The organism is Catenulispora sp. GP43, from assembly GCF_041260665.1.
GTDB lineage: Bacteria > Actinomycetota > Actinomycetes > Streptomycetales > Catenulisporaceae > Catenulispora.
On record NZ_JBGCCT010000001.1, the window covers coordinates 512,037 to 531,700 of the forward strand.

Genomic DNA, 19,664 nt, shown 5'->3' on the forward strand with positions numbered 1-19,664 from the left:
CCCGAAACGGTCAGTCGCGGAAGTCGAGCATGTAGAAGACCTTGTCGTAGCGCCGCTTCCCGACCGCGACGAAGTCCGGCAGCCGGCCGTACTCGCGAAAACCGAGCGTGCGGTACAGGCGCAGAGCGTTCGCGTTGTCTCCGCGGGCGTCCAGGGTCAGCACCTCGATGCCGGCCTCGCGTGCGCTGTCCACCAGGGCGGCGGTCAGCAGGCGGCCGGCCCCCAGGCCCTGCGCGTCGGACGCGATGGCGACTTTCTCCAAGTCCGCGTGGGGACGGTGCGTGGGCCGCTCGTACCGCAGCCAGTAACCGAGGCCCACCAAGCGATCGCCGGAGTACGCCAGCCGCAGCGCGCCGTCCCCTGCTTGCGAAGCGGCGTTCACCTTCGCCAGCAACGCGGCGATCTCAGGCTTCGAAGGCGGGTCGACCCACCCGAGCGCCGCACCGCCGGAGACGAGTTCGGCGAGGATGGCGTGCGCGGCGCCGGCCAGGGACTCGTCCACCGCATCGGCATCGCGGATCTCCACTGCGCTGTTCATGATCCGCAGTGTGCCACTATGCCATCGCCCAAGCCGCCGGACTGAACTTCTGCGTCAGCTCCACCAGTGCCCGCAACGGCTCGGCGGCCGGCCCGATCCCGTCCCGCCACCGCGCCTCGATGGTCAGCGGTGCCAGGCCCTCCTTCAAGTCCAGCATCACCAGGTCGCCGGATTCCAGCTCCGCCGCGACCGAGAACCTCGGCAGCAGCGCGGCGCCGCGCCCGTTGACGGTCAGGCGCCGCAGCGCGTTCAGCGATCCGGTGATCATCGCGATCTTCAGCGACGGCCCGAGGTCGCGCCCGCACTCGTCGAACAGCTGCCGGTAGATGCAGCCGACCTCGGTCACCATGAACTCCGCGCGGCGTACGGCGTCCAGCGTCAGCGGACGCACGCTCGCCAGCGGGTGCGAGGGCGCGGTCACCAGCACCACGCGGTCGGTGCCGACCACCGCCGTGGGGCCGTCGTAGGGCGGGCCGCTGTCCAGCGTGAACACCGCGTCCAGGCGCCCTTCCTGCAGCTCCTCCATCAGCCGGGTACGGCTGGTGACGGTGACCGTGACGTCCGCGGTCTGGGGACCGGCGGCCCCGTGCTCGAAGGCGGTCAGCATCTCCGGCAGCCACTCGTCGGCCAGCGACTGCAGGGCCCCGATGCGCAGCAGCGGACGGTGCCCGGAGACGGTGCGCCGCATCTCGCCGTCCAGGTCCAGCATCCGGCGCGCGTACGGCAGCAGGCGCTGCCCGGCCTCGGTCGGGACGGTGCCCACGCTCGTACGGTTCAGGACCGGGGTGCCCAGGTCCCGCTCCAGGGTGCGCAGCTGGTCGCTGACGCTGCTCTGCGCGTAGCCGAGCTGCTCGGCGGCCGCGGAGATGCCGCCGGATTCCACGACCGCGAGGAACGCACGCAACTGTCGGGTGTCCATGTGCCCATCCTGCCATCGGCTTCTCCGATGGGGGATGCTCGCAGGATACGGTGACTGAAACTTCCATTCCCAAGGAGACATGGTGGCTCGCTTCGCCGTCGAATACGTCTACACCGCGGACACCGCCAAGCGCGACGAGGTCCGCCCCGCGCACCGCGCGTTCCTGGCGGAGGCCCAGAGCCGCGGGGAACTGCTGGTCTCCGGGCCCTGGGCCAACAACACCGGCGCGCTGCTGGTCTTCGAAGCCGAGGACGAGGCGGCGCTGCGGACCCTGCTGGAGCACGACCCCTTCGCCGAGGCGGACCTGGTCAGCCGGGTACGGATCAACGAGTTCAACCCGGTCCTCGGGAGCTGGCTGGCCTGCTGAGACCGGCCGACCGAGACCGGTGGGCCGGGCCCCGGCCGACCGATCCCCGGCCCGCCGCTAGATCCGGTACAGGATCCGGTCCCGCTGGGCGCGGATCGGGTCCAGGAAACGGGTCCGCACCTCGTCGTGGCCGGGGTCGGCGACCCAGGCCCGGTAGGTCTCCTCGTCGTCGAAGTCGGCGATCACCGCGGCGTCCATCGCGTCGTCCGTCAGGCGGGCGTCGCGGTGGAACTCGAAGTGGCGCCGCCCCTCGAACGGCACGGCCGCCAGGGCCCGGCCGAAGGCCTCGATCTGTTCGCCGGTGGCCTCGGGGGTGAATTTGATGAGCAGTATGCTTCGGATCACGCTCTGATCTTCGCTCAGCCGTCGGCACCCCCGCCATCGGAGTATCCGATGGCCCGATCGGAAACCCGGCCTGTCGGGACGGCGGCGGCCGGCGTGATCCTCGGGTCATGGCACTGATCGACGAGGCCGCACCGAAGACGGCGGCGCCCGCACCACGCACCTCCACTCCGAGGAACAGAGCAGCTTTCGCCGGCATCGTCGCCGGCAACTTCATGGTCCTGATCGACGCGACCATCCTCAACGTCGCACTCCCCGACCTGAAGACGCACCTGCACGCCTCGGCCGCCGCGCTGCCGTGGACCGTGGACGCCTACACCGTGGTGTTCGCCGGCCTGATGCTGGCCTCCGGCGCGGTCGCCGACCGGTTCGGCGCCCGCCGCGTCTACCAGAGCGCGGTCGCCCTGTTCGGCGTGTTGTCGCTGCTGTGCGCGCTGGCCCCGAACACCGGCGGCCTGATCGCCGGCCGGGCCCTGCTCGGCGCCGCCGCGGCCGGCATGGTCCCGGCCTCGCTGGCGCTGCTGGCCGGGCTCTACCCCGACGCCAAGGAGCGGATGAAGGCGGTCGGCGCATGGGCCGCGCTGTCCGGGATCGGGCTGGCCGTCGGCCCGGTGCTCGGCGGCGCACTGGTCGCGGCCGGCGGCTGGCGGCTGGTGTTCGTGGTGAACCCGCCGCTGGCCCTGGTGTCCTGGTTCCTGGTGCGCGGACTGGCCTCGCAGGGCTCCGAGCAGCGCAAGAAGGTCGACATCCCGGGCCTGGTCCTGTTCACCGTCGCGCTGTGCGCCCTGACCTACGGTCTGGTGGACGCCGGCACCGAGGGCTGGGGCCGGCCGGCCGCGCTGGTCGCGCTGGCGGTCGCGGTGCTGGCGGCGGTCGCCGTGGCCCTGGTCGAGCGCAGGGCCGCCACACCGGTGCTGCCGCCGGAACTGCTGCGCCTGGGCCGGGTCCGCACCAACCTGGTGACCGCGGTCGCCGCGAACTACATCTTCTACGGCCTGCTGTACTCGGTGACGCTGTGGTTGCAGGAGACGCGGCACCTGAGCCCGGCCATGACCGGGGTGGCGTTCCTGCCGATGATGATCCCGCTGTGCTTCCTGCCGTTCCTCACCAGCCGCCTGGCGCACCGGTTCGGCGCCCGGCCGATGGTGATGGCGGCGATGGTGATGGACGTCGCGGTCGGCGCGGTCCTGTTCACCGTCGGCGCGCACACCTCGCTGGCCGTGGTGGTCCTCGCGCAGGTCCTGATGGCGATCGCGACCACGATGACCATCCCGTCGATCACCGCGGACATGGCGGTGGCCACCCCGCGCCCGCTCGCCGCGACCGGCCAGGGCGCACTGAACGCCGCCCGCCAGACCGGCAGCGCCCTGGGCGTGGCGATCCTCGGGACGCTGTCCGGGATGCACGCCGCCGGGACCGCGATGGCCGCCGGCGCGCTGATCACGCTGGTGCTGGCCGGGCTGACGCGCCGGAACGGATAGTGGCCCGGTCCGGGGATTCCGCACCGCACCATGCCCGCGAGTCACACTCGGACCGGCGCCAAGGAACTTGCAGCGGCGCACACCGCCTGACCGAACCGACACCGAAGAGCCTGCGGTGCCGCACACCGCCGGCCCGGGTCGCCGACTCGGACCGGCGCCGCGATACCCCCCGTTACTCCGAATGGCCGAAGTGGCTGAACCCACCGGGGCCGTTCCAGGGTTTGCCGTCCACCGTCACGGACGCGCCGCCCTCGTGGACGGTCCCGATCGGGCGCCAGCCGGCGGGCAGCGCGGCGTCCGGCGCGAAGGTGGCGACCAGTGCGTGGTCCTCGCCGCCGGTCAGCATCTGGTCCAGGCGCGGGCCCGGGGCGAGGGCCAGCCGGGTGCTGTCCACGTCGACCGCGACGCCGCTGGCCACGGCCAGGTGCCGGAGGTCGGCCAGCAGGCCGTCGCTGACGTCGAGCATCGCCGTGGCGCCGGCTCGGGCGGCTTCGGGGCCGGCCGCGTAGGGCGGGCTCGGGCGGAGGTGCGCGGCCAGATAGTCAGCGGGCTGCGGTGCCGATGAGTCCTCCGGTTGCGCCTCGGTCGCGCCACCCTTCGCTTGCGCCGCGCCGTCACCCGGTTCACGCCCGATTTCCTCGCCGGACTGGAGCATTTCCAGTCCGGCGGCCGACCAGCCGAGCCGCCCCGCGACCGCCACGGTGTCCCCCGGGCGCGCCCCCGAGCGCAGGACCGGCGGCCGGCCTTCGAGCGTGCCGAGGACCGTCACCGAGATCGTGATCAGGTCGCCGCGGACCATGTCGCCGCCGGCCACGATGACGCCCAGCGGCGCGCACTCGGCGGCCACGCCCTCGGCGAACTCCTCGACCCAGGCCACCGGCAGGTCGCCGGGCAGCACCATGGACAGCAGCAGCGAGGTGGGGACGCCGCCCATCGCGGCGATGTCGCTGAAGTTCTGCGCCGCGGCCTTGTGGCCGATGTCACGGGGGCCGGACCAGTCGCGGCGGAAGTGCCGGCCCTCCAGCAGCACGTCGGAGCTCACGGCCAGGCGGCCGTCGGGGGCCGCCAGCACCGCGGCGTCGTCGCCGGCAGGCACCAGGGTGTCGGGGCTGGTCAGGGGCAGGCGCGCCTGGACGCGGGCGATCAGCCCGAACTCGCCGACGTCGTCGATGGTCTCCACGCCGGTACGGTAACCCGCCCCGGTCCCGCACTACTCGTTCGGGTGAACCGCGGCGGTCCGCCCAACGGGCATGGACTCCCGTTATGGGGGAACCGCAGGCTAAGGTGGCGTTTCCGACAGTAGGAGGACACGTGGTTCAAGCGTACATCCTGGTCCAGACCGAGGTGGGGAAGGCGGGCGCCGTGGCGCAGGCGATCGCCGAACTCGAGAGCGGCATCACCACCGCCGAAGACGTGACCGGGCCCTACGACGTCATCGTGCGCGCCGAGGCCGCGACCATGGACGAGCTCGGCCGGCTGGTGATCGCCAAGATCCAGGTCATCGACGGCATCACACGCACATTGACCTGCCCCATCGTGCACTTCGATTGATGTGGTAGACCGGTCTTCCGTGGAAGCGTTCGCGGCGGATCCTGGGACAGACGAGATATGACGAAGAGCTGGATACCGGCCGCGGCTGTCGCTACAGCCGCGGTTTTGGCGTGCGCGGGCGCGGTGTGGGGGTATCACGCCGGGCGCACCGGGGCGGTGCACGTCGACCTGCCCAAGAGCTCGGACCAGGCCGTTCTCGCCGCCTGCGCGAACCTCGTCAGGGCCCTGCCGGCCGACGTGGAGGGCGGGCACCTGCGCGGCGCGGTCGGTGACGACAGCCACGTCGAGCAGCGCGCCGCGGCCTGGGGCGCGCCGGCGACCGTCCTGCGCTGCGGAGTGGACGAGCCCGCCGCGATCGTGGTCGGCGGTCCGGACTACACGCCGCTGTCCAACCAGTACGTCGGGATCGGCGACGTCACCGGCACCTACCAGGTCAACTGGCTGATCGAGGACCACGGCGACCGGGCGACCTACACCACCACCGACCGCGCTCTTTACGTCGAGGTCACAGTCCCCTACGACGGCGCGCTCCAGAAGCAGAGCGCGTCGAACGTCCTGGTGGACCTGGCACCGACGATCGTGCACACCGTCCCGACCAAGGCCGGGCGGTTCGTCAGCGACCAGGACCAGAGCCAGCAGCAGTAGCAGCAGCAGTCGGCCGCGACGGCGGCGCGGGGGGCCGGGCCCGTCTCAGCGCAGCCCCTCCGGCCGGCGCAGCGCGGTGTCGATCAGCCGCGCGATCAGCTCCGGGTAGGACAGCCCGGCGGCCTGCCACATCTGCGGGAACATCGAGGTCGGCGTGAAGCCCGGCATGGTGTTGATCTCGTTGACGACGAACCGCCCCGGCCCGCCGTCGGCCGACTCCTGGTAGAAGAAGTCGACCCGGGCCAGGCCCTCGCAGCCCAGCGTCTCGAAGACGCCGACCGCCTGGCCCCGGATGTCCTCGATCTCCTCGGCGCTCAGCCGCGCCGGGATGTCCACCACGGTGCTGCCGTCGAGGTACTTGGCCTGGAAGTCGTAGAACGCGTGCGGCCCGGTGACCCGCAGCTCGGCCGGCAGCGAGGCCTCGGCCGGGTCCTGCGGCCCGAGACCCTCCAGCACGCCGCACTCGATCTCCCGGCCCACGATCGCGGCCTCCACCAGGACCTTCGGGTCGTGCCGCCGGGCGGCCTCGATTGCCTGGTCCAGGTCCTCGGGCGCGTCCACCTTGGTGATGCCCATCGAGGACCCGGCCCGCGCCGGCTTGACGAACACCGGGTATCCGAGCTCTTCCACGGCCAGCCGCACCGCGGCCCGGCCGTCCTCGGTCCCCCAGTCCCGGGGCCGCACGACCTCGTACGGGCCGACCTCGAACCCGGCCTGGGTCAGCAGCCGCTTCATGAACTCCTTGTCCATGGAGACCGCGGAGGCCAGCACCCCGGAGCCGACGTAGGGGACGCCGGCGAGCTCCAGCAGGCCCTGCAGCGTGCCGTCCTCGCCGTAGGGGCCGTGCAGCAGCGGCAGCACCACGTCCACCTCGCCCAGCGACTTGGGCACCGCGCCGGGCTCGTGCACGGTCAGCTCGCGGGCGGTCGGGTCGCCGGCCATGGTGACCAGGTTCGCGCGCTCGGCCGAGGCCGGCAGCCCGATCTCCGGGAGCCGGCCGTCGGTGATGGCCAGGTTCAGGTCGCCGCCCTCGGGCAGGTCGGCCAGCACCCAGCGGCCGTCGGCGGCGATGCCGATCGGCACGATCTCGTAGCGCGCCGGATCGGGGCCGTTGCGCAGGGCGTCCAGGACGGAACCGGCGGTGACGCAGGAGATGGCGTGCTCACTGGAGCGCCCGCCGAACACGACGGCCACCCGGATCCGCTTCTGATCGCTCATGGGACTGACCCTACCGAAGACTGGCCCCGCCGACGGCGGGTAACGTCCGGTGCATGATCGAACGGGGTGGGGATCCGGGGGCGGACGGTGTCGTGGCCAGTCACGGCGCTCCGGAGGGCCGGGCGGGCTGGCTGCGCAGGGCGTTGCCGGACACCGGACCCCAGCGCGCGCTGGTGATGTCGAGCTTCGTGAACCGCGTCGGCACCGGCATGTTCCTGGCCACCTCGGCGCTGTACTTCACGGTGATCGTGGGCATCCCGGCGCGGCAGGTCGGCACCGGTCTGAGCATCGCCGGGATGGCCGCCTTGCTGGGCTCGGTGCCCGCCGGGACCCTGGCCGACCGGGTCGGCCCGCGCACCGTCCAACTGGTGACGCTCGCCGTCCAGACCGTGACGATGGCGCTGTTCGTGGTCGTGCACTCGTGGTGGGCCTTCACCGTCGTGGCCGCCTTCGACTACGTCGCGGACGCGGCGAACAACGCGGCCCGCGGAGCGCTGATAGGCCGGATCGGCGGCGAGCGCCCGGCGTTGTTCCGGGCGAAGCTGCGGACGTTCGTGAGCGTCGGGGTGGTGGCCGGGACGCTGCTCGCGGCGGTCGCGATCCAGATCGGGACGCGCGGGGCGTATGTCACGGTGATCCTGGTGAACGCGGTGTCGTATGTGGTCTGCGCACTACTGCTCCTGCGGGTTCCGAGCTTCGGGGCCCTGCCCAAGCCCGAGGGGGCGCGGCGTTTCGCGGCGCTGGCCGACCGGCCGTACGCGGCGTTCGCGATTCTCAATGGTCTGATCAACCTGCAGGCGGTCGTGGTGACGCTGCTGATTCCGCTGTGGATCGCGTCGCGGACGCACATCCCGCACTGGGCCGCCGCTGCTGTCTTCGGGCTGAACTTCGTCCTGGGAACAGCTCTGATGCAGCCGGTGGGGCGCCGGATAGAGACCACGGAGCAAGGCGGCAAGGCACTGCGCGTCGCCGGGCTCGCGATCGCTGCCGGGTGTGTGGTGCTGGCGGGAAGCGACTCGGGACCGCGGTGGTCCCAGACGCTGGTGTTGTTCGGTGGTGCGGCGGTGTTGTGCGCGGCCGGGGTGTGGGTGACGGCCGCGGGCTTCTCACTGAGTTTCGGACTGGCTCCCGCGCATGCTCAAGGGCAATACCAAGGACTCACCTTGCTCGGGCTCGATGCCGCGGGCGCGGTGGGACCGGCGTTGCTGACCGCGGTGGTGCTCGGACTCGGCGGGCCCGGCTGGGTGGTCGTCGGGGTGGGCTTCGCCGCCGCCGGGTTGACGGGGCCGGCGGTCACCCGGTGGGCGGAACGCACCCGGCCGGCAGAGGTCGCCGCCTCTTCGTGAGAACGGCTAGTGCCCGTGGCGCTCCGCCTTCAGCGGGCGCGTCATCAGCTCCTTGAGCATCTCCGCCGGTGCGCGTCCGTCGTGCACGATCGCGACCACCGTCTCGGCGATCGGCATCTCCACACCGTGCCGGTCCGCCAGTTCCAGCACCGCCTCGCAGGATTTCACGCCCTCGACGGTCTGTTTCACCTCCGCCTGCGCCTCCTCCAGCGTCAGGCCGCGGCCGAGGTGGACGCCGAAGCTGCGGTTGCGCGACAGCGGCGAGGCGCACGTGGCCACCAGGTCGCCGAGGCCGGCCAGGCCGGAGAAGGTGTAGGGGTCGGCGCCCAGGGCCGCGCCGAGGCGCGCGGTCTCGGCCAGGCCGCGCGTGATGAGGGTGGCCTTGGTGTTGTCGCCGAAGCCCATGCCGTCGGCGATGCCGACCGCCAAGCCGATGACGTTCTTCACCACGCCGCCGAGCTCCACGCCGGTCACGTCGCTGGCGGTGTAGGTGCGGAAGTAGGGGCCGTTCGTAGCGGCCTGCAGGCGCAGCGCCACGTCCTCGTCGCGGCTGGCGACCACCGAGGCGGCGGGCTGGCGGCGGGCGATCTCGGGCGACAGGTTGGGACCGGACACGACCGCGACGCGCTCGCGGCCGAAGCCGGTGACCTCGCGGATCACCTCGGTCATCCGCTTGGCGGTGCCGACCTCCAGACCCTTCATCAGCGAGACCAGGACGGTGTCGGGGTCGATGAGGTCCTTCCAGACCGTGAGGTTCGCGCGCAGGGTCTGGGCCGGGATGCTGAGGTAGGCGAACTCCGCGCCGGCCAGCGCCCCGCCGGGGTCGGTGGTGGCGCGGACCGTGTCGGGGAGCCGGACGCCGGGGAAGTACTCGGCGTTCTCGTGCTCGGTGTTGACCGCGGCGATCTGTGCCTCGCGGCGTCCGACCATCACGACCTCGTTGCCGGCGTCGGCCAGCACGATGCTCATCGCCGTGCCCCACATACCGGTACCGAAGACGGCACAACGCCTCATGCGCTCTCTACCTGCTTTCCGCTGTCGTCTTCGCCGTACTCGTTTCCGTACTCGTTTCCGTTCTCATTGTCCGTCCCGTTCACCGGCACGTAACGCCGGGTCGGCGGTTCCTCGCCGCGCAGCTTGGCCAGCAGCTCGGTGATGGCGTCCATGACGCGATCGGTCGCCTCCCGCAGCGTGTCGGCGGTCTGCGGCAGCCCGCGCAGGTCGTCCAGGTCCACCGGCGGCCCGGCCAGCATGATCATCCGCTTGCGCGGCAGCAGGTGCGGCCGCTTCTCGTGGTACGCCAGGATCTCCTGCGGTCCCCACTGTGCCACCGGGATCACCGGGCAGCCGGTGGCCAGCGCGATGCGCGCCGCGCCGCTCTTGGCCTGCATCGGCCATATCCCGGGGTCGCGCGTGATCGTGCCCTCCGGATACACCGCGACCGCCTGGCCGTTCTCCACCGCCGAGATCGCGTCACGCAAAGCGTTGGCGGCGTCGGCACTGTCCCGGTAGACCGGGATCTGCTTGGCCGCGCGCAGCACACCGCCGACGAACTTGTTCTTGAACACCCCGGACTTGGCCAGGAACCGCGGCACCCGGCCGTTGCCGTAGATGTAATGGCCGAACGCGAGCGCGTCCACATGCGAGATGTGGTTGGCCGCGATCACCACGCCGCCGGTCTTCGGGATGTTCTCGCCGCCTCGCCAGTCCCGCTTCATCAGCACGCGCAGCGGCGGCACCAGGACCACGACGATGAAGCGGAAGGCCGCGCCCTGCTTCCTGGGTGGCCGGTAGGGGGTGCTCGAGGACATCCCCCAAGTGTCCCCGAGTGCGGGGCGTCCGAACAAGTACGCCGGTCGTCGTTCCGGCGTGACAGGATCAAGTCATGCCCCGGTCAGACCTCTTCGAGCACGGCACGGACGCCACGGTCCGTACCGAGGGAAACACCAGCTGGTGCCTGGTGGTGCCGGTGAAACGACTGGGGCTCGCCAAGACCCGCCTGGCCGGCCCCGGCGTCCCGGCGCCGCTGCGCGAGCGACTGGCCCTGGCCTTCGCCGCGGACACCGTGACCGCGGCCCTGTCGGCGGCCCGCGTGGCCCACGCCGTCGTGGTGACGGACGACCCGCGGGCTTCGGAAGTCCTGGCCGCGATCGGCGCGACGATCGTCCCGGACGAACCGGATGCCGGATTGAATGCCGCATTCTTGTTCGGAGCCGCGACCGCCCGCCGGGAATTCGGAACAGGAATGGGTATCGCCGCCTGCACCGCCGATCTCCCGGCATTACGCGGCCCGGAGTTGGATATCGCATTGGCACAAATTGACGGCGAAGCCCGCTCTTTCATCGCCGACGCCCACGACATCGGCACCACGATGCTCTTCGCCCCGCCCGGCTCCGACCTGGACCCCCGCTTCGGCGGACCCTCCCGCGCCGCCCACACCGCCAGCGGCGCGCTGGAACTCCCGCCCGACCGCATCAGCTCACTGCGACGCGACGTGGACACCGCCGAAGACCTCGCCGACGCCCTGCTCCTGGGCGTCGGACCGCACACGACAGCGGCCTGGAGCGCACGGGAGCAGGTGTGCTCGGGTGTATAAACAGTGCGTGACGCGCAAAGAGGCCCAAGGCACCGCCAGGGTTTTCGACCCCACGACCCGCACCGGCACCGTCCTGCTGGACGACGGCACCGAGGTCGCCTACGACGCCGCCGCCTTCGACGCCGGCGGCCTGCGCCTGCTGCGGATCGGCCAGCGCGTGAAGATGAGCGTGGAAGACGGGCGCGTCACGGCGGTGACGCTGGTGACCCTGGCGCTGCCGGAGTAGCCCTCCGGGGAAGAACGCCGACGAGGCGGCGCCCGACCAGGGCACCGCCTCGTGAATCAGACCGCTGGGACTGGTGTCCCAGCCGCCTCAAGAACCCGGCTTCGACTACCGCTTCGCGGCGGTCTTCTTCGCCGGGGCCTTCTTGGCGGTGGTTCGCTTGGCCGGGGCGGCCTTCTTCGCCGGCGCCTTGGCGACCTTCTTCGCGACCGGCCGGGCCGCCGCCTTCTTGGCCGGGGTGGCCTTCTTGGCCGGGGCCTTCTTGGCGGTGGCGGCCTTCTTCGCCGCCGCCTTCACCACGGTCGCCTTCTTCGCCGCGGTCTTCTTGGCCGGGGTGGTCTTGCGGGCGGCGGTGGTCTTCTTGACCGGGGCCGCCTTCTTCGCCGTGGCCTTCACCGCGGTCTTCTTGGCCGGCGCCTTCTTGGCGACGGTCTTGGCGGCGGTGGCCTTGACCGCGGTCTTCTTGGCCGGGGCCGCCTTCTTGGCGGTGGCCTTCGCGGTGGTCTTCTTGGCGGCGGCCTTGGCGGCCGCGGGGGCCTTCTTGTCGCCGTTGACCATGTCCTTGAAGCCCTGGCCCGCCTTGAACTTCGGCGCCGAGGACGCCTTGACCTTCACCGACTCGCCGGTGCGCGGGTTGCGGGCGGTGCGCGCCGGGCGCTTGACCTTCTCGAAGGAGCCGAAGCCGGTGATGGAGACCTTGGTCCCCGAGGCCACCGTGGCGATGATCGCGTCCAGAACCGCGTCGACCGCGTCCCCGGCGTCCTTCTTGGACGCCTCGAGCTTGTCGGCGACGGCCTCGATCAGCTGGGCCTTGTTCATGTCTACCTACCCTTGGGGCTGTTGGTACGTCTTGCTCTGATTTCGGCCGTACGTCGCAAGCTTGCTCCGTATCAGAACCAATCGCACCGTATGGGGCGCCAGAGGGCGAATCAAATACCTAGGGGTTAAATCACCCTTGTGTCGCAGTGTTTTTCCCAGAAAGGGGGTCTACGGGGCTCGAAACGGCCCCTGGAGCGAGCACCGCGAGTTCGCTGAAAAACTCTTCCAAACGGTGTGCCGCGACGGTCACGTCATGGCGCGACAAAGCGGTGATGGCAAGCACCCGTTTGGTGAGTTCGGCACGCCGCTGCGCCGGGATCCGCGGATCCCCGAGCGCTTTGTGGACGTCCTTCAGCCGCGTGGCGAAGGCCGCGTAGCGAGAAGGGCGGGGCCGAAGAGGCACGTCCGGTGGCATCCACCCAATAGTGCCCCTCGACCCCGCCCAACCCAAAACTGATCAAGCGATGGCGTCAAGCGATGGCTCAGACTGCCGCGGGATGGCTCAGACTGCCGCGGGATGGCTCAGACTGCCGCGGGCAGCGTCTTCGGCTTGAACCTCGGACGCTCTTCCTCGAAGGCGTCGATCTCCTCACCGTGGCGCAGCGTCAGGCTGATGTCGTCCAGCCCTTCCAGCAGCCGCCAGCGCGTGTAGTCGTCCACCTCGAAGGTGAACACGTGGCCCTCGACGCGCACCTCGCGCGCCTGCAGGTCCACCGTCACCTCCAGCTCCGGGTTCTCCTCCACCAGCTTCCACAGGATCTCGATGTCCTCCTGCTTCAGCACCGCGGTCAACAAGCCGTCCTTGGCGGAGTTGCCCCGGAAGATGTCGGCGAACCGCGCCGAGAGCACCACCTTGAAGCCGTAGTCCTTCAGCGCCCACACCGCGTGCTCGCGCGAGGAGCCGGTGCCGAAGTCGGGGCCGGCGACCAGCACCGAGACGCCCTGGTACTGCTCCTGATTCAGGATGAACTCCGGGTCGGCGCGCCAGGCGGCGAACAGCCCGTCCTCGAAACCGGTGCGGGTGATGCGCTTGAGGTACACCGCCGGGATGATCTGGTCGGTGTCGACGTTGGACCGGCGCAGCGGCAGCGCGCGCCCGGTGTGCGTGGTGAACTTCTCCATGACTGAAACTCCTCCTCGGGCTCAGGCGGCCAAATCGGACGGGGACGACAGCGTGCCCCGGACCGCGGTGGCGGCGGCCACCAGCGGCGACACCAGGTGCGTGCGGCCGCCCTTGCCCTGGCGCCCCTCGAAGTTGCGGTTGGACGTGGACGCCGAGCGCTCGCCGGGGGCCAGCTGGTCGGGGTTCATGCCCAGGCACATCGAGCAGCCGGCGAACCGCCACTCGGCGCCGGCCTCGGTGAACACCTCGTGCAGGCCCTCGGCCTCGGCCTCCAGCCGCACCCGCGCCGAGCCCGGGACCACCAGCATCCGCACGCCCTCGGCGACCTTGCGGCCCTTGATGACGGCGGCGGCGGCGCGCAGGTCCTCCAGCCGGCCGTTGGTGCACGAGCCGAGGAAGACCGTGTCCACCTTGATCTCGCGCAGCGGCGTGCCGGCCTCCAGGCCCATGTATTCCAACGCCTTGCGGGCCGCGACCTTGTCGGTCTCGGCGGCGAAGTCCGTCTCCGGGTCCGGCACCGACGCCGACAGCGGCAGGCCCTGGCCGGGGTTGGTGCCCCAGGTGACGTAGGGGGTCAGCGCGTCGCCGTCGATGACCACCTCGGCGTCGAAGGCCGCGCCGTCGTCGGTGCGCAGCGTCTTCCAGTACGCGACCGCGGCGTCCCAGTCGTCGCCGGAGGGCGCGTGCGCGCGGCCCTTCAGGTAGGCGAAGGTGGTCTCGTCCGGGGCGATCATCCCGGCGCGGGCACCGGCCTCGATGGACATGTTGCAGACCGTCATCCGGCCCTCCATCGACAGCTTCTCGATGGCGTCGCCGCGGTACTCCAGGACGTAGCCCTGTCCGCCGCCGGTGCCGATCTTCGCGATGACCGCGAGGACGATGTCCTTGGCCGTGACGCCCTCGGCCAGCTCGCCGGTGACCGTGACGGCCATCGTCTTGAACGGCTTGAGCGGCAGCGTCTGGGTGGCCAGCACGTGCTCGACCTCGCTGGTGCCGATGCCGAACGCCAGCGCGCCGAAGGCACCGTGGGTGGAGGTGTGCGAGTCGCCGCACACCACGGTCATGCCCGGCTGGGTCAGGCCCAGCTGCGGCCCGACCACGTGCACGATGCCCTGCTGGGCGTCGCCCAGAGAGTGGATGCGCACCCCGAAGTCGGCGCAGTTCTTGCGCAGCGTCTCGATCTGCAGCCGGGACACCGGGTCGGCGATCGGCTTGTCGATCTCCAGCGTCGGGGTGTTGTGGTCCTCGGTGGCGATGGTGAGGTCGGGGCGGCGCACGGCCCGGTTCGCCTGGCGGAGCCCGTCGAAGGCCTGCGGCGAGGTCACCTCGTGCAGCAGGTGCAGGTCGATGTAGAGCAGGTCGGGCTCGCCGTCGGCCGAGCGGACCACATGGTCCGCCCACACCTTCTCGGCCAGGGTGTGGGACATCGTCGCTCCTGTCTTCCCACTACGGTCGGCTCTGTCGTCGGCGTCTCGCGGCCGGGGAGCGCGCAGCGGGAAGGATCATTCGCGGCGCACGCCTTGCGTCTCGGGATCTGAGACGGCAGAATTCGGTCTATGGACAACTCTAGCGGAGTCGGCGTCCTGGACAAGGCCGCCGTCGTACTGAGCGCCCTGGAAGCGGGCCCCACCACCTTGGCGGGCCTGGTCACGGCCACGGGATTGGCGCGCCCGACCGCTCACCGGCTGGCCGTGGCCCTTGAGCATCACCGTCTCGTATCCCGGGACATGCAGGGCCGCTTCATCCTCGGCCCCCGGTTGCAGGAACTGGCCTCGGCGGCCGGCGAGGACCGGCTGCTGGCCGCCGCCGGACCGGTCCTGGCCGCGCTGCGCGACCACACCGGGGAGTCGGCGCAGCTCTACCGCCGCCAGGGCGACCTGCGGGTCTGTGTGGCCGCCGCGGAGCGCATGTCGGGGCTGCGCGACACCGTGCCGATCGGCTCGGCGCTGCCGATGACCGCGGGCTCGGCGGCGCAGATCCTGCTGGCCTGGGAGGAGCCGGACCGGCTGCACCGCGGGCTGCAGGGCGCGCGGTTCACCGCCACCACGCTGGCCGGCGTGCGCCGCCGCGGCTGGGCCCAGTCGGTGGCCGAGCGCGAGCAGGGCGTGGCCTCGGTCTCGGCACCGGTGCGCGGCCCCAACAACCGGGTCATCGCCGCGGTGTCGGTGTCCGGCCCGATCGAGCGGCTCACGCGCCAGCCCGGACGGCTGCACGCGCAGTCGGTGGTGGAGGCCGCGGCCCGGCTGAGCGAGGCCGTGAAGCGCGGCTCCTAGGCACGGGAGGCACACTGGACGGGTGAGACCCTTTCGGAGTCGACGACACAACGGCGTGTCCGTCGCCCGCGCCATGGGAGCACTGCTGGCCCTCGGCATGGCGGCGACGACAGCGAGCTGTGCGGCGCACAGCACAGCCCCGGCGAAGCCGTCCCCGACAGCCGTCTCCCCGGTGAAACTCGACGGGCCGGTCTACGGAAAGCCCGCCGACGGCGGCACCGCGGTGTTCGCCGCGACGGAGAACGACACGGTCTACGCGCTCTCACCGGCCGACGGGTCGGTGATGTGGAGCAAGCACCTGGCCGAGCCCTTTCGGCCGCACACCTGCGGGAACATCAATCCGCTGGGGATCACGGGCGCGCCCGCCTACGATCCCGCTTCTCATCTTGTGTACGTGGTCGCGGAGGACGCGGACGCGCACCACGTGCTGTACGGACTCAGCGCGGCGGACGGGCACGTCGTCTCGCACGTCGCGGTCGATCCCCCGGTCGGCGACCGCGCCTACCTGCAACAGCGTTCGGCGTTGACGCTCTGGCACGGCCACGTGTTCGCGACGTTCGGCGGCCTGTTCGGGGACTGCGGAACCTACACCGGAGCGGTCGCGTCCGTAGACGCCGCCTCGGGATCCGTGAACTGGTTCGAGGCCTCGTCGAGCGGACGCGGCGGCATGTGGGCCCCCGGCGCGCCGGCGATCGGCACGGACCGCCTGTACTTCTCGATCGGCAACGGCGACGCGGTGCAGGCCGGGCAGCCCTATGACGGCACCGACTCGGTGGTCGCCCTGGATGTGAACGCCAAACGGGTGGACTTCTTCGCCCCGGCGTCCTGGGCTCAGGACAACGGGGCCGACCTGGACCTGGGGTCGATGAATCCGGTGCTGGCGGCCGGGCATGTGATCATCGCCGGTAAATCAGGGCAGGGATACCTGCTGGATCCGGCCGCCCTGGGCGGCATCGGCGGCGGGACCCCGTTCCAGGCGTGCTCGGCGTTCGGGGCGGCCGCGGCGGACGGGGACGTGGTGTATCTGCCGTGCGCGGACGGCACGCGCGCCTTCCGGATCGGGGATCAGGTGACGCCGCTCTGGCACGCCGCGCACACCAACGGGCAGCCGGTCCTGGCCGGCGGCCTGGTCTGGGCCGCCGACTACGACAGCGGCGTGCTGTACGCGCTCGATCCGGCCACCGGCCATGCCGCCCGGCAGATCGCCGTCGGAGCGCTGCCGCACTTCGCCACGCCGGCCGTCGTCGGGGACAAGCTGTTCCTGGGAACGGCGAAGGGTGTGGCGATCATCGGCGTGCGGTCATAAAACCCGACCGCCGCCGCGGCTTCGGCTACCGCCCCGTGACCTGCCGCCGCGCCGCTTCAACGGTCTGCTCCAACAACACTGCGATCGTCATCGGCCCGACGCCTCCGGGCACCGGCGTGATCAGGCTCGCCTTCTCCACTGCCGACGCGAAGTCGACATCGCCGACGTTGCCGGGGTTGTAGCCGGCGTCGACGACGACGGCGCCGGGCTTGATGTCGGCGCCCTTGATGAAGTTCGGCCGCCCGACCGCGGCGATGAGGATGTCGGCTTCGCGCGTGTGCGCGGCGAGGTCGACCGTCTTGGAGTGGCAGTACGTCACCGTCGCGTCCCGGGCCAGCAGCAGCATGCCCACCGGCTTGCCGAGGATCGGGCTGCGGCCCACCACCACCGCGTGCTTGCCGGCGAGTTCGACCTCGTATTCGTCCAGCAGCCGCAGGATGCCGCCGGGGGTGGCCGAGGCGAAGCCGGGCTCGCCGAAGGCCATGGCGGCGAAGGAGTGCATGGTCACGCCGTCCACGTCCTTCTCCGGCGCGATGGCCTCGAAGGCGGTGCGCTCGTCGATGTGCGCGGGCACGGGGTGCTGGAGCAGGATGCCGTGCACGTCCGGGTCCTGCGACAGCTCGGTGAGCGCGGCGACCAGCGTCCCGGTGGTGATGGTGTCGGGCAGCTCCACGTGCCACGAACCGATCCCGGCCTTCGCACTGCGGTTCTGCTTCATCCGGACGTAGGTGACCGAAGCCGGATCCGAGCCGACGAGCACGGTGGCCAGACACGGGGTCACCCCGGTGGCGGCCGTCAGGGCGGCCGCGTCGGCGGCGGCCTTCTCCACGATGTGCCGGGCTGCTTCGGTGCCGTTCATGAGCATGGGCACGCCTCCTGGGCGGCTTGAAGGAAGTCGCCCAGGCGCACGGCATAGACACAGCGAGTGTCAGGCCGCTCCCCGGTGGTGTCCCACCTGAACGCCAGTCACGGCCTGACAGCACTCTACGTCACGAGCAGAATGACGCGGCAGACTACGCGTCCGGCGCGATCTTCGCCATCGCGTTGATGATGCGGTCCATCGCGTCGCCGCCCTTGGGGTCGGTGAGGTTGGCGAGCGTCTTCAGCGTGAAGCGCATCAGCATCGGGTGCGACAGGCCGCGCTGGGTGGCCAGGCGCATCACCTTCGGGTTGCCGATCAGGCGGACGAACAGGCGGCCCATCGTGTAGTAGCCGCCGTAGGTCTCCTTCAGCGCGCGCGGGTACGCCGACAGCGCCAGCTCCCGCTCCGGGCCGGCCGGACGCGCCAGGGCCTGGGCGATCACGTCCGCGGCGAGTTCGCCGGACTCCATCGCGTAGGCGATGCCCTCGCCGTTGAACGGGTTCACCATGCCGCCGGCGTCGCCGACGAGCAGCACGCCGCGGGTGTAGTGCGGCTGGCGGTTGAAGCCCATGGGCAGCGCGGCGCCGCGGATCGGCTCGGTGCGGTTCTCCTCGTTGAAGCCCCACTCCTCGGGGGTGTTCTTCAGCCAGGCGCGCAGCAGGTCGGGGTACTTCACGTTGCGGAAGGACTTGGTGGTGTTCAGGATACCCAGGCCCACGTTGGAGGTGCCGTCGCCCATGCCGAAGACCCAGCCGTAGCCGGGGAGCAGGCGCTCGCCGTCCCAGAGCTCGAGCCAGGACTCGAGGTAGTCGTCGTTGGTGCGCGGCGACTTGTAGTAGGTGCGGTAGGCGACGCCCATCGGGCGGTCGTCGCGCTTGTGCAGGCCCAGCGCGATGGACAGCCGGGTGGAGTTGCCGTCGGCGGCGACGATCAGCGGGGCGTGGAAAGCGGTCTCGCGCTTGGCGCCGTCGCCGTCGGTGATGCGCGCGGTCACGCCGATCACCCGGTTGCTGCGCGGGTCCACGATCGGGCCGGTGACGTTGGTGTTCTCGTGCAGCCGGGCCCCGGACTTCTCCGCCTGCCGCGCCAGGATCTGGTCGAAGTCGGCACGCGGCCGCACCAGTCCGTAGTTGGGGTACGCGGCCAGCTCCGGCCACGGCATCTCCAGCCGCATGCCGCCGCCGATGATCCGCAGGCCCTTGTTGTGCAGCCAGCCGGCTTCCTCGGAGGTGTCGATGCCCATCCGCACCAGCGACTTGACCGCGCGCGGCGTCAGGCCGTCGCCGCAGATCTTCTCCCGCGGGAACTGGGACTTCTCCAGCAGCAGGACGTCCAGGCCCGCGGTGGCCAGATGGTGGGCCGTCGCCGAGCCCGAGGGCCCGGCCCCGACCACGATGACGTCGGCGACGTTCTCCGAGGGCACGGCCTCGCTCGGAGCGGCGGAAGAGGTTTGCGCGGTCACCCGCCCGATTCTAAGCGCAGGCGGTACGGGACCTGCGGTCAGGCCGGTGCGAGCGCGGCACGGCGCCGGGCCGCTTGCCCGGCGCCGCGCACGGTGGTCGGATGAGACGTCCGTGACGGTGCTGACCTTCGAACCGGCCGGCGGCACAGCGCCGCGCGCCGGCGTCATCCACCACCTCGCGCTGCTCTCGGTGCTGAACAGTGCCGACCCGGGTGTCGCGGCGGTCGTGGCGCTCAACCCCGCGGGTCTGGATCTGGGCGCCATGGAGCCGGAGGACCGGCGCCGCCTCGAAGAGCGGGTCGGCATCGCGGCGGGCCGGCTGACCGACTATTCAGCCATCGAGTTCGTCCGGCCGGGTTCGCCGCCGACGCTGATCCAGCACGGCACCGACGACGAGATCCAGCCGATCGACGGGGTACGCAGGTTCCGGGACGCGATGACGAACGCCGGCAACGAGTGTGCGCTGGTGGAGTACCAGGGCGCCGAACACGCCTTCCATTACCCCGACGGCAACTACTTCGACGAGGTGATGGCGGCAGCTACCCGGTTCCTGCTCGACCGGCTCGACCGCTGACCGCCCCTTGGGATCAGTC

General features: G+C 71.3%; 23 protein-coding genes and 1 riboswitch. Of the genes, 10 read left to right on the plus strand and 13 right to left on the minus strand.

Features of this window, described 5'->3' with window-relative positions; genetic code table 11:
* Positions 1-10: 10 nt before the first annotated feature.
* Positions 11-538, minus strand: a complete 528-nt coding sequence (locus ABH926_RS02250) for an N-acetyltransferase family protein (RefSeq protein ID WP_370363534.1) — start codon at positions 536-538, stop codon at positions 11-13.
* Positions 539-554: 16 nt separating this feature from the next.
* On the minus strand, positions 555-1,457 hold the full coding sequence (locus ABH926_RS02255; protein ID WP_370363535.1) for a LysR family transcriptional regulator: 903 nt from the start codon (positions 1,455-1,457) through the stop codon (positions 555-557).
* Positions 1,458-1,536: 79 nt separating this feature from the next.
* Here ABH926_RS02255 and ABH926_RS02260 point away from each other — a divergent pair, with 79 nt between their 5' ends.
* Positions 1,537-1,824, plus strand: a complete 288-nt coding sequence (locus ABH926_RS02260; RefSeq protein WP_370363536.1) for a YciI family protein — start codon at positions 1,537-1,539, stop codon at positions 1,822-1,824.
* Positions 1,825-1,881: 57 nt separating this feature from the next.
* Here the strand turns inward: ABH926_RS02260 and ABH926_RS02265 are convergent, their stop codons facing one another.
* Positions 1,882-2,169 carry a Dabb family protein gene (locus ABH926_RS02265; protein WP_370363537.1) on the minus strand — a complete coding sequence of 96 codons (288 nt, stop codon included), beginning with the start codon at positions 2,167-2,169 and terminating at the stop codon, positions 1,882-1,884.
* Positions 2,170-2,276: 107 nt separating this feature from the next.
* Between ABH926_RS02265 and ABH926_RS02270 the strand changes: the two genes are divergently transcribed.
* The gene (locus ABH926_RS02270; RefSeq protein ID WP_370363538.1) at positions 2,277-3,647 is read left to right on the plus strand and encodes an MFS transporter; all 1,371 of its coding nucleotides are present in this window, start codon (positions 2,277-2,279) and stop codon (positions 3,645-3,647) included.
* A gap of 172 nt (positions 3,648-3,819) precedes the next feature.
* Here ABH926_RS02270 and ABH926_RS02275 read toward each other — a convergent pair whose 3' ends face one another.
* Positions 3,820-4,827 carry a thiamine-phosphate kinase gene (locus tag ABH926_RS02275; RefSeq protein ID WP_370363539.1) on the minus strand — a complete coding sequence of 336 codons (1,008 nt, stop codon included), beginning with the start codon at positions 4,825-4,827 and terminating at the stop codon, positions 3,820-3,822.
* A gap of 131 nt (positions 4,828-4,958) precedes the next feature.
* Between ABH926_RS02275 and ABH926_RS02280 the strand changes: the two genes are divergently transcribed.
* Positions 4,959-5,198, plus strand: coding sequence for an Lrp/AsnC family transcriptional regulator (locus tag ABH926_RS02280; RefSeq protein WP_370363540.1), 240 nt, complete (start codon positions 4,959-4,961; stop codon positions 5,196-5,198).
* 57 nt (positions 5,199-5,255) lie between these two features.
* Positions 5,256-5,843, plus strand: a complete 588-nt coding sequence (locus ABH926_RS02285; protein ID WP_370363541.1) for a DUF3515 family protein — start codon at positions 5,256-5,258, stop codon at positions 5,841-5,843.
* Positions 5,844-5,888: 45 nt separating this feature from the next.
* Here ABH926_RS02285 and ABH926_RS02290 read toward each other — a convergent pair whose 3' ends face one another.
* On the minus strand, positions 5,889-7,061 hold the full coding sequence (locus tag ABH926_RS02290; protein WP_370363542.1) for a D-alanine--D-alanine ligase family protein: 1,173 nt from the start codon (positions 7,059-7,061) through the stop codon (positions 5,889-5,891).
* Positions 7,062-7,114: 53 nt separating this feature from the next.
* On the opposite strand from ABH926_RS02290, the gene ABH926_RS02295 reads away from it, so the two are divergent.
* Positions 7,115-8,407, plus strand: a complete 1,293-nt coding sequence (locus ABH926_RS02295) for an MFS transporter (protein ID WP_370363543.1) — start codon at positions 7,115-7,117, stop codon at positions 8,405-8,407.
* A gap of 6 nt (positions 8,408-8,413) precedes the next feature.
* Here ABH926_RS02295 and ABH926_RS02300 read toward each other — a convergent pair whose 3' ends face one another.
* Together ABH926_RS02300 and ABH926_RS02305 are read right to left on the minus strand one after the other, a co-directional pair.
* On the minus strand, positions 8,414-9,421 hold the full coding sequence (locus ABH926_RS02300; RefSeq protein WP_370363544.1) for an NAD(P)H-dependent glycerol-3-phosphate dehydrogenase: 1,008 nt from the start codon (positions 9,419-9,421) through the stop codon (positions 8,414-8,416).
* Entirely contained in the window at positions 9,418-10,218 is an 801-nt protein-coding gene (locus ABH926_RS02305; RefSeq protein ID WP_370363545.1) for a lysophospholipid acyltransferase family protein, read from the minus strand. The genes ABH926_RS02300 and ABH926_RS02305 overlap by 4 nt, the downstream gene beginning before the upstream one ends.
* A gap of 74 nt (positions 10,219-10,292) precedes the next feature.
* On the opposite strand from ABH926_RS02305, the gene cofC reads away from it, so the two are divergent.
* Positions 10,293-11,003, plus strand: coding sequence for a 2-phospho-L-lactate guanylyltransferase (cofC, locus tag ABH926_RS02310; RefSeq protein WP_370363546.1), 711 nt, complete (start codon positions 10,293-10,295; stop codon positions 11,001-11,003).
* Positions 11,004-11,010: 7 nt separating this feature from the next.
* Positions 11,011-11,229, plus strand: a complete 219-nt coding sequence (locus ABH926_RS02315; protein ID WP_370363547.1) for a hypothetical protein — start codon at positions 11,011-11,013, stop codon at positions 11,227-11,229.
* Positions 11,230-11,334: 105 nt separating this feature from the next.
* Here ABH926_RS02315 and ABH926_RS02320 read toward each other — a convergent pair whose 3' ends face one another.
* From ABH926_RS02320 to leuC, 4 genes are all read right to left on the minus strand, one after another.
* Complete coding sequence (locus ABH926_RS02320) at positions 11,335-12,045, minus strand: HU family DNA-binding protein (RefSeq protein WP_370363548.1); 711 nt, start codon at positions 12,043-12,045, stop codon at positions 11,335-11,337.
* A gap of 130 nt (positions 12,046-12,175) precedes the next feature.
* Positions 12,176-12,460: a hypothetical protein gene (locus ABH926_RS02325; protein WP_370363549.1), complete on the minus strand. Its 285-nt coding sequence runs from the start codon at positions 12,458-12,460 to the stop codon at positions 12,176-12,178.
* 107 nt (positions 12,461-12,567) lie between these two features.
* Positions 12,568-13,167, minus strand: coding sequence for a 3-isopropylmalate dehydratase small subunit (gene leuD / locus ABH926_RS02330; RefSeq protein ID WP_370363550.1), 600 nt, complete (start codon positions 13,165-13,167; stop codon positions 12,568-12,570).
* Between the two features lie 21 nt (positions 13,168-13,188).
* Positions 13,189-14,595: a 3-isopropylmalate dehydratase large subunit gene (gene leuC, locus ABH926_RS02335; protein ID WP_370363551.1), complete on the minus strand. Its 1,407-nt coding sequence runs from the start codon at positions 14,593-14,595 to the stop codon at positions 13,189-13,191.
* Between the two features lie 129 nt (positions 14,596-14,724).
* On the opposite strand from leuC, the gene ABH926_RS02340 reads away from it, so the two are divergent.
* Together ABH926_RS02340 and ABH926_RS02345 are read left to right on the plus strand one after the other, a co-directional pair.
* Complete coding sequence (locus ABH926_RS02340) at positions 14,725-15,441, plus strand: IclR family transcriptional regulator (protein ID WP_194909796.1); 717 nt, start codon at positions 14,725-14,727, stop codon at positions 15,439-15,441.
* A 55-nt stretch (positions 15,442-15,496) separates the two neighbouring features.
* Positions 15,497-16,747 carry a PQQ-binding-like beta-propeller repeat protein gene (locus ABH926_RS02345; protein ID WP_370363552.1) on the plus strand — a complete coding sequence of 417 codons (1,251 nt, stop codon included), beginning with the start codon at positions 15,497-15,499 and terminating at the stop codon, positions 16,745-16,747.
* A gap of 25 nt (positions 16,748-16,772) precedes the next feature.
* Here ABH926_RS02345 and ABH926_RS02350 read toward each other — a convergent pair whose 3' ends face one another.
* Together ABH926_RS02350 and ABH926_RS02355 are read right to left on the minus strand one after the other, a co-directional pair.
* Positions 16,773-17,612, minus strand: a complete 840-nt coding sequence (locus tag ABH926_RS02350; RefSeq protein ID WP_370363817.1) for a bifunctional 5,10-methylenetetrahydrofolate dehydrogenase/5,10-methenyltetrahydrofolate cyclohydrolase — start codon at positions 17,610-17,612, stop codon at positions 16,773-16,775.
* 25 nt (positions 17,613-17,637) lie between these two features.
* Positions 17,638-17,727, minus strand: a riboswitch (ZMP/ZTP riboswitch).
* A gap of 33 nt (positions 17,728-17,760) precedes the next feature.
* Positions 17,761-19,071 (minus strand): geranylgeranyl reductase family protein, encoded by a 1,311-nt coding sequence (locus tag ABH926_RS02355; RefSeq protein ID WP_370363553.1) that lies wholly within the window; start codon positions 19,069-19,071, stop codon positions 17,761-17,763.
* Positions 19,072-19,183: 112 nt separating this feature from the next.
* Here ABH926_RS02355 and ABH926_RS02360 point away from each other — a divergent pair, with 112 nt between their 5' ends.
* The gene (locus ABH926_RS02360) at positions 19,184-19,645 is read left to right on the plus strand and encodes a dienelactone hydrolase family protein (protein WP_370363554.1); all 462 of its coding nucleotides are present in this window, start codon (positions 19,184-19,186) and stop codon (positions 19,643-19,645) included.
* Positions 19,646-19,664 lie beyond the last annotated feature (19 nt).

Excerpts from the sequence above, each read along its gene's own strand:
- ABH926_RS02250 (WP_370363534.1), bottom strand. The coding sequence starts at position 538 with ATGAACAGCGCAGTGGAGATCCGCGATGCCGATGCGGTGGACGAGTCC.
- ABH926_RS02255 (WP_370363535.1), bottom strand. The coding sequence starts at position 1,457 with ATGGACACCCGACAGTTGCGTGCGTTCCTCGCGGTCGTGGAATCCGGC.
- ABH926_RS02260 (WP_370363536.1), top strand. The coding sequence starts at position 1,537 with ATGGTGGCTCGCTTCGCCGTCGAATACGTCTACACCGCGGACACCGCC.
- ABH926_RS02270 (WP_370363538.1), top strand. The coding sequence starts at position 2,277 with ATGGCACTGATCGACGAGGCCGCACCGAAGACGGCGGCGCCCGCACCA.
- ABH926_RS02285 (WP_370363541.1), top strand. The coding sequence starts at position 5,256 with ATGACGAAGAGCTGGATACCGGCCGCGGCTGTCGCTACAGCCGCGGTT.
- ABH926_RS02290 (WP_370363542.1), bottom strand. The coding sequence starts at position 7,061 with ATGAGCGATCAGAAGCGGATCCGGGTGGCCGTCGTGTTCGGCGGGCGC.
- ABH926_RS02295 (WP_370363543.1), top strand. The coding sequence starts at position 7,115 with ATGATCGAACGGGGTGGGGATCCGGGGGCGGACGGTGTCGTGGCCAGT.
- ABH926_RS02300 (WP_370363544.1), bottom strand. The coding sequence starts at position 9,421 with ATGAGGCGTTGTGCCGTCTTCGGTACCGGTATGTGGGGCACGGCGATG.
- ABH926_RS02305 (WP_370363545.1), bottom strand. The coding sequence starts at position 10,218 with ATGTCCTCGAGCACCCCCTACCGGCCACCCAGGAAGCAGGGCGCGGCC.
- cofC (WP_370363546.1), top strand. The coding sequence starts at position 10,293 with ATGCCCCGGTCAGACCTCTTCGAGCACGGCACGGACGCCACGGTCCGT.
- ABH926_RS02320 (WP_370363548.1), bottom strand. The coding sequence starts at position 12,045 with ATGAACAAGGCCCAGCTGATCGAGGCCGTCGCCGACAAGCTCGAGGCG.
- ABH926_RS02325 (WP_370363549.1), bottom strand. The coding sequence starts at position 12,460 with ATGCCACCGGACGTGCCTCTTCGGCCCCGCCCTTCTCGCTACGCGGCC.
- leuD (WP_370363550.1), bottom strand. The coding sequence starts at position 13,167 with ATGGAGAAGTTCACCACGCACACCGGGCGCGCGCTGCCGCTGCGCCGG.
- leuC (WP_370363551.1), bottom strand. The coding sequence starts at position 14,595 with ATGTCCCACACCCTGGCCGAGAAGGTGTGGGCGGACCATGTGGTCCGC.
- ABH926_RS02340 (WP_194909796.1), top strand. The coding sequence starts at position 14,725 with ATGGACAACTCTAGCGGAGTCGGCGTCCTGGACAAGGCCGCCGTCGTA.
- ABH926_RS02350 (WP_370363817.1), bottom strand. The coding sequence starts at position 17,612 with ATGCTCATGAACGGCACCGAAGCAGCCCGGCACATCGTGGAGAAGGCC.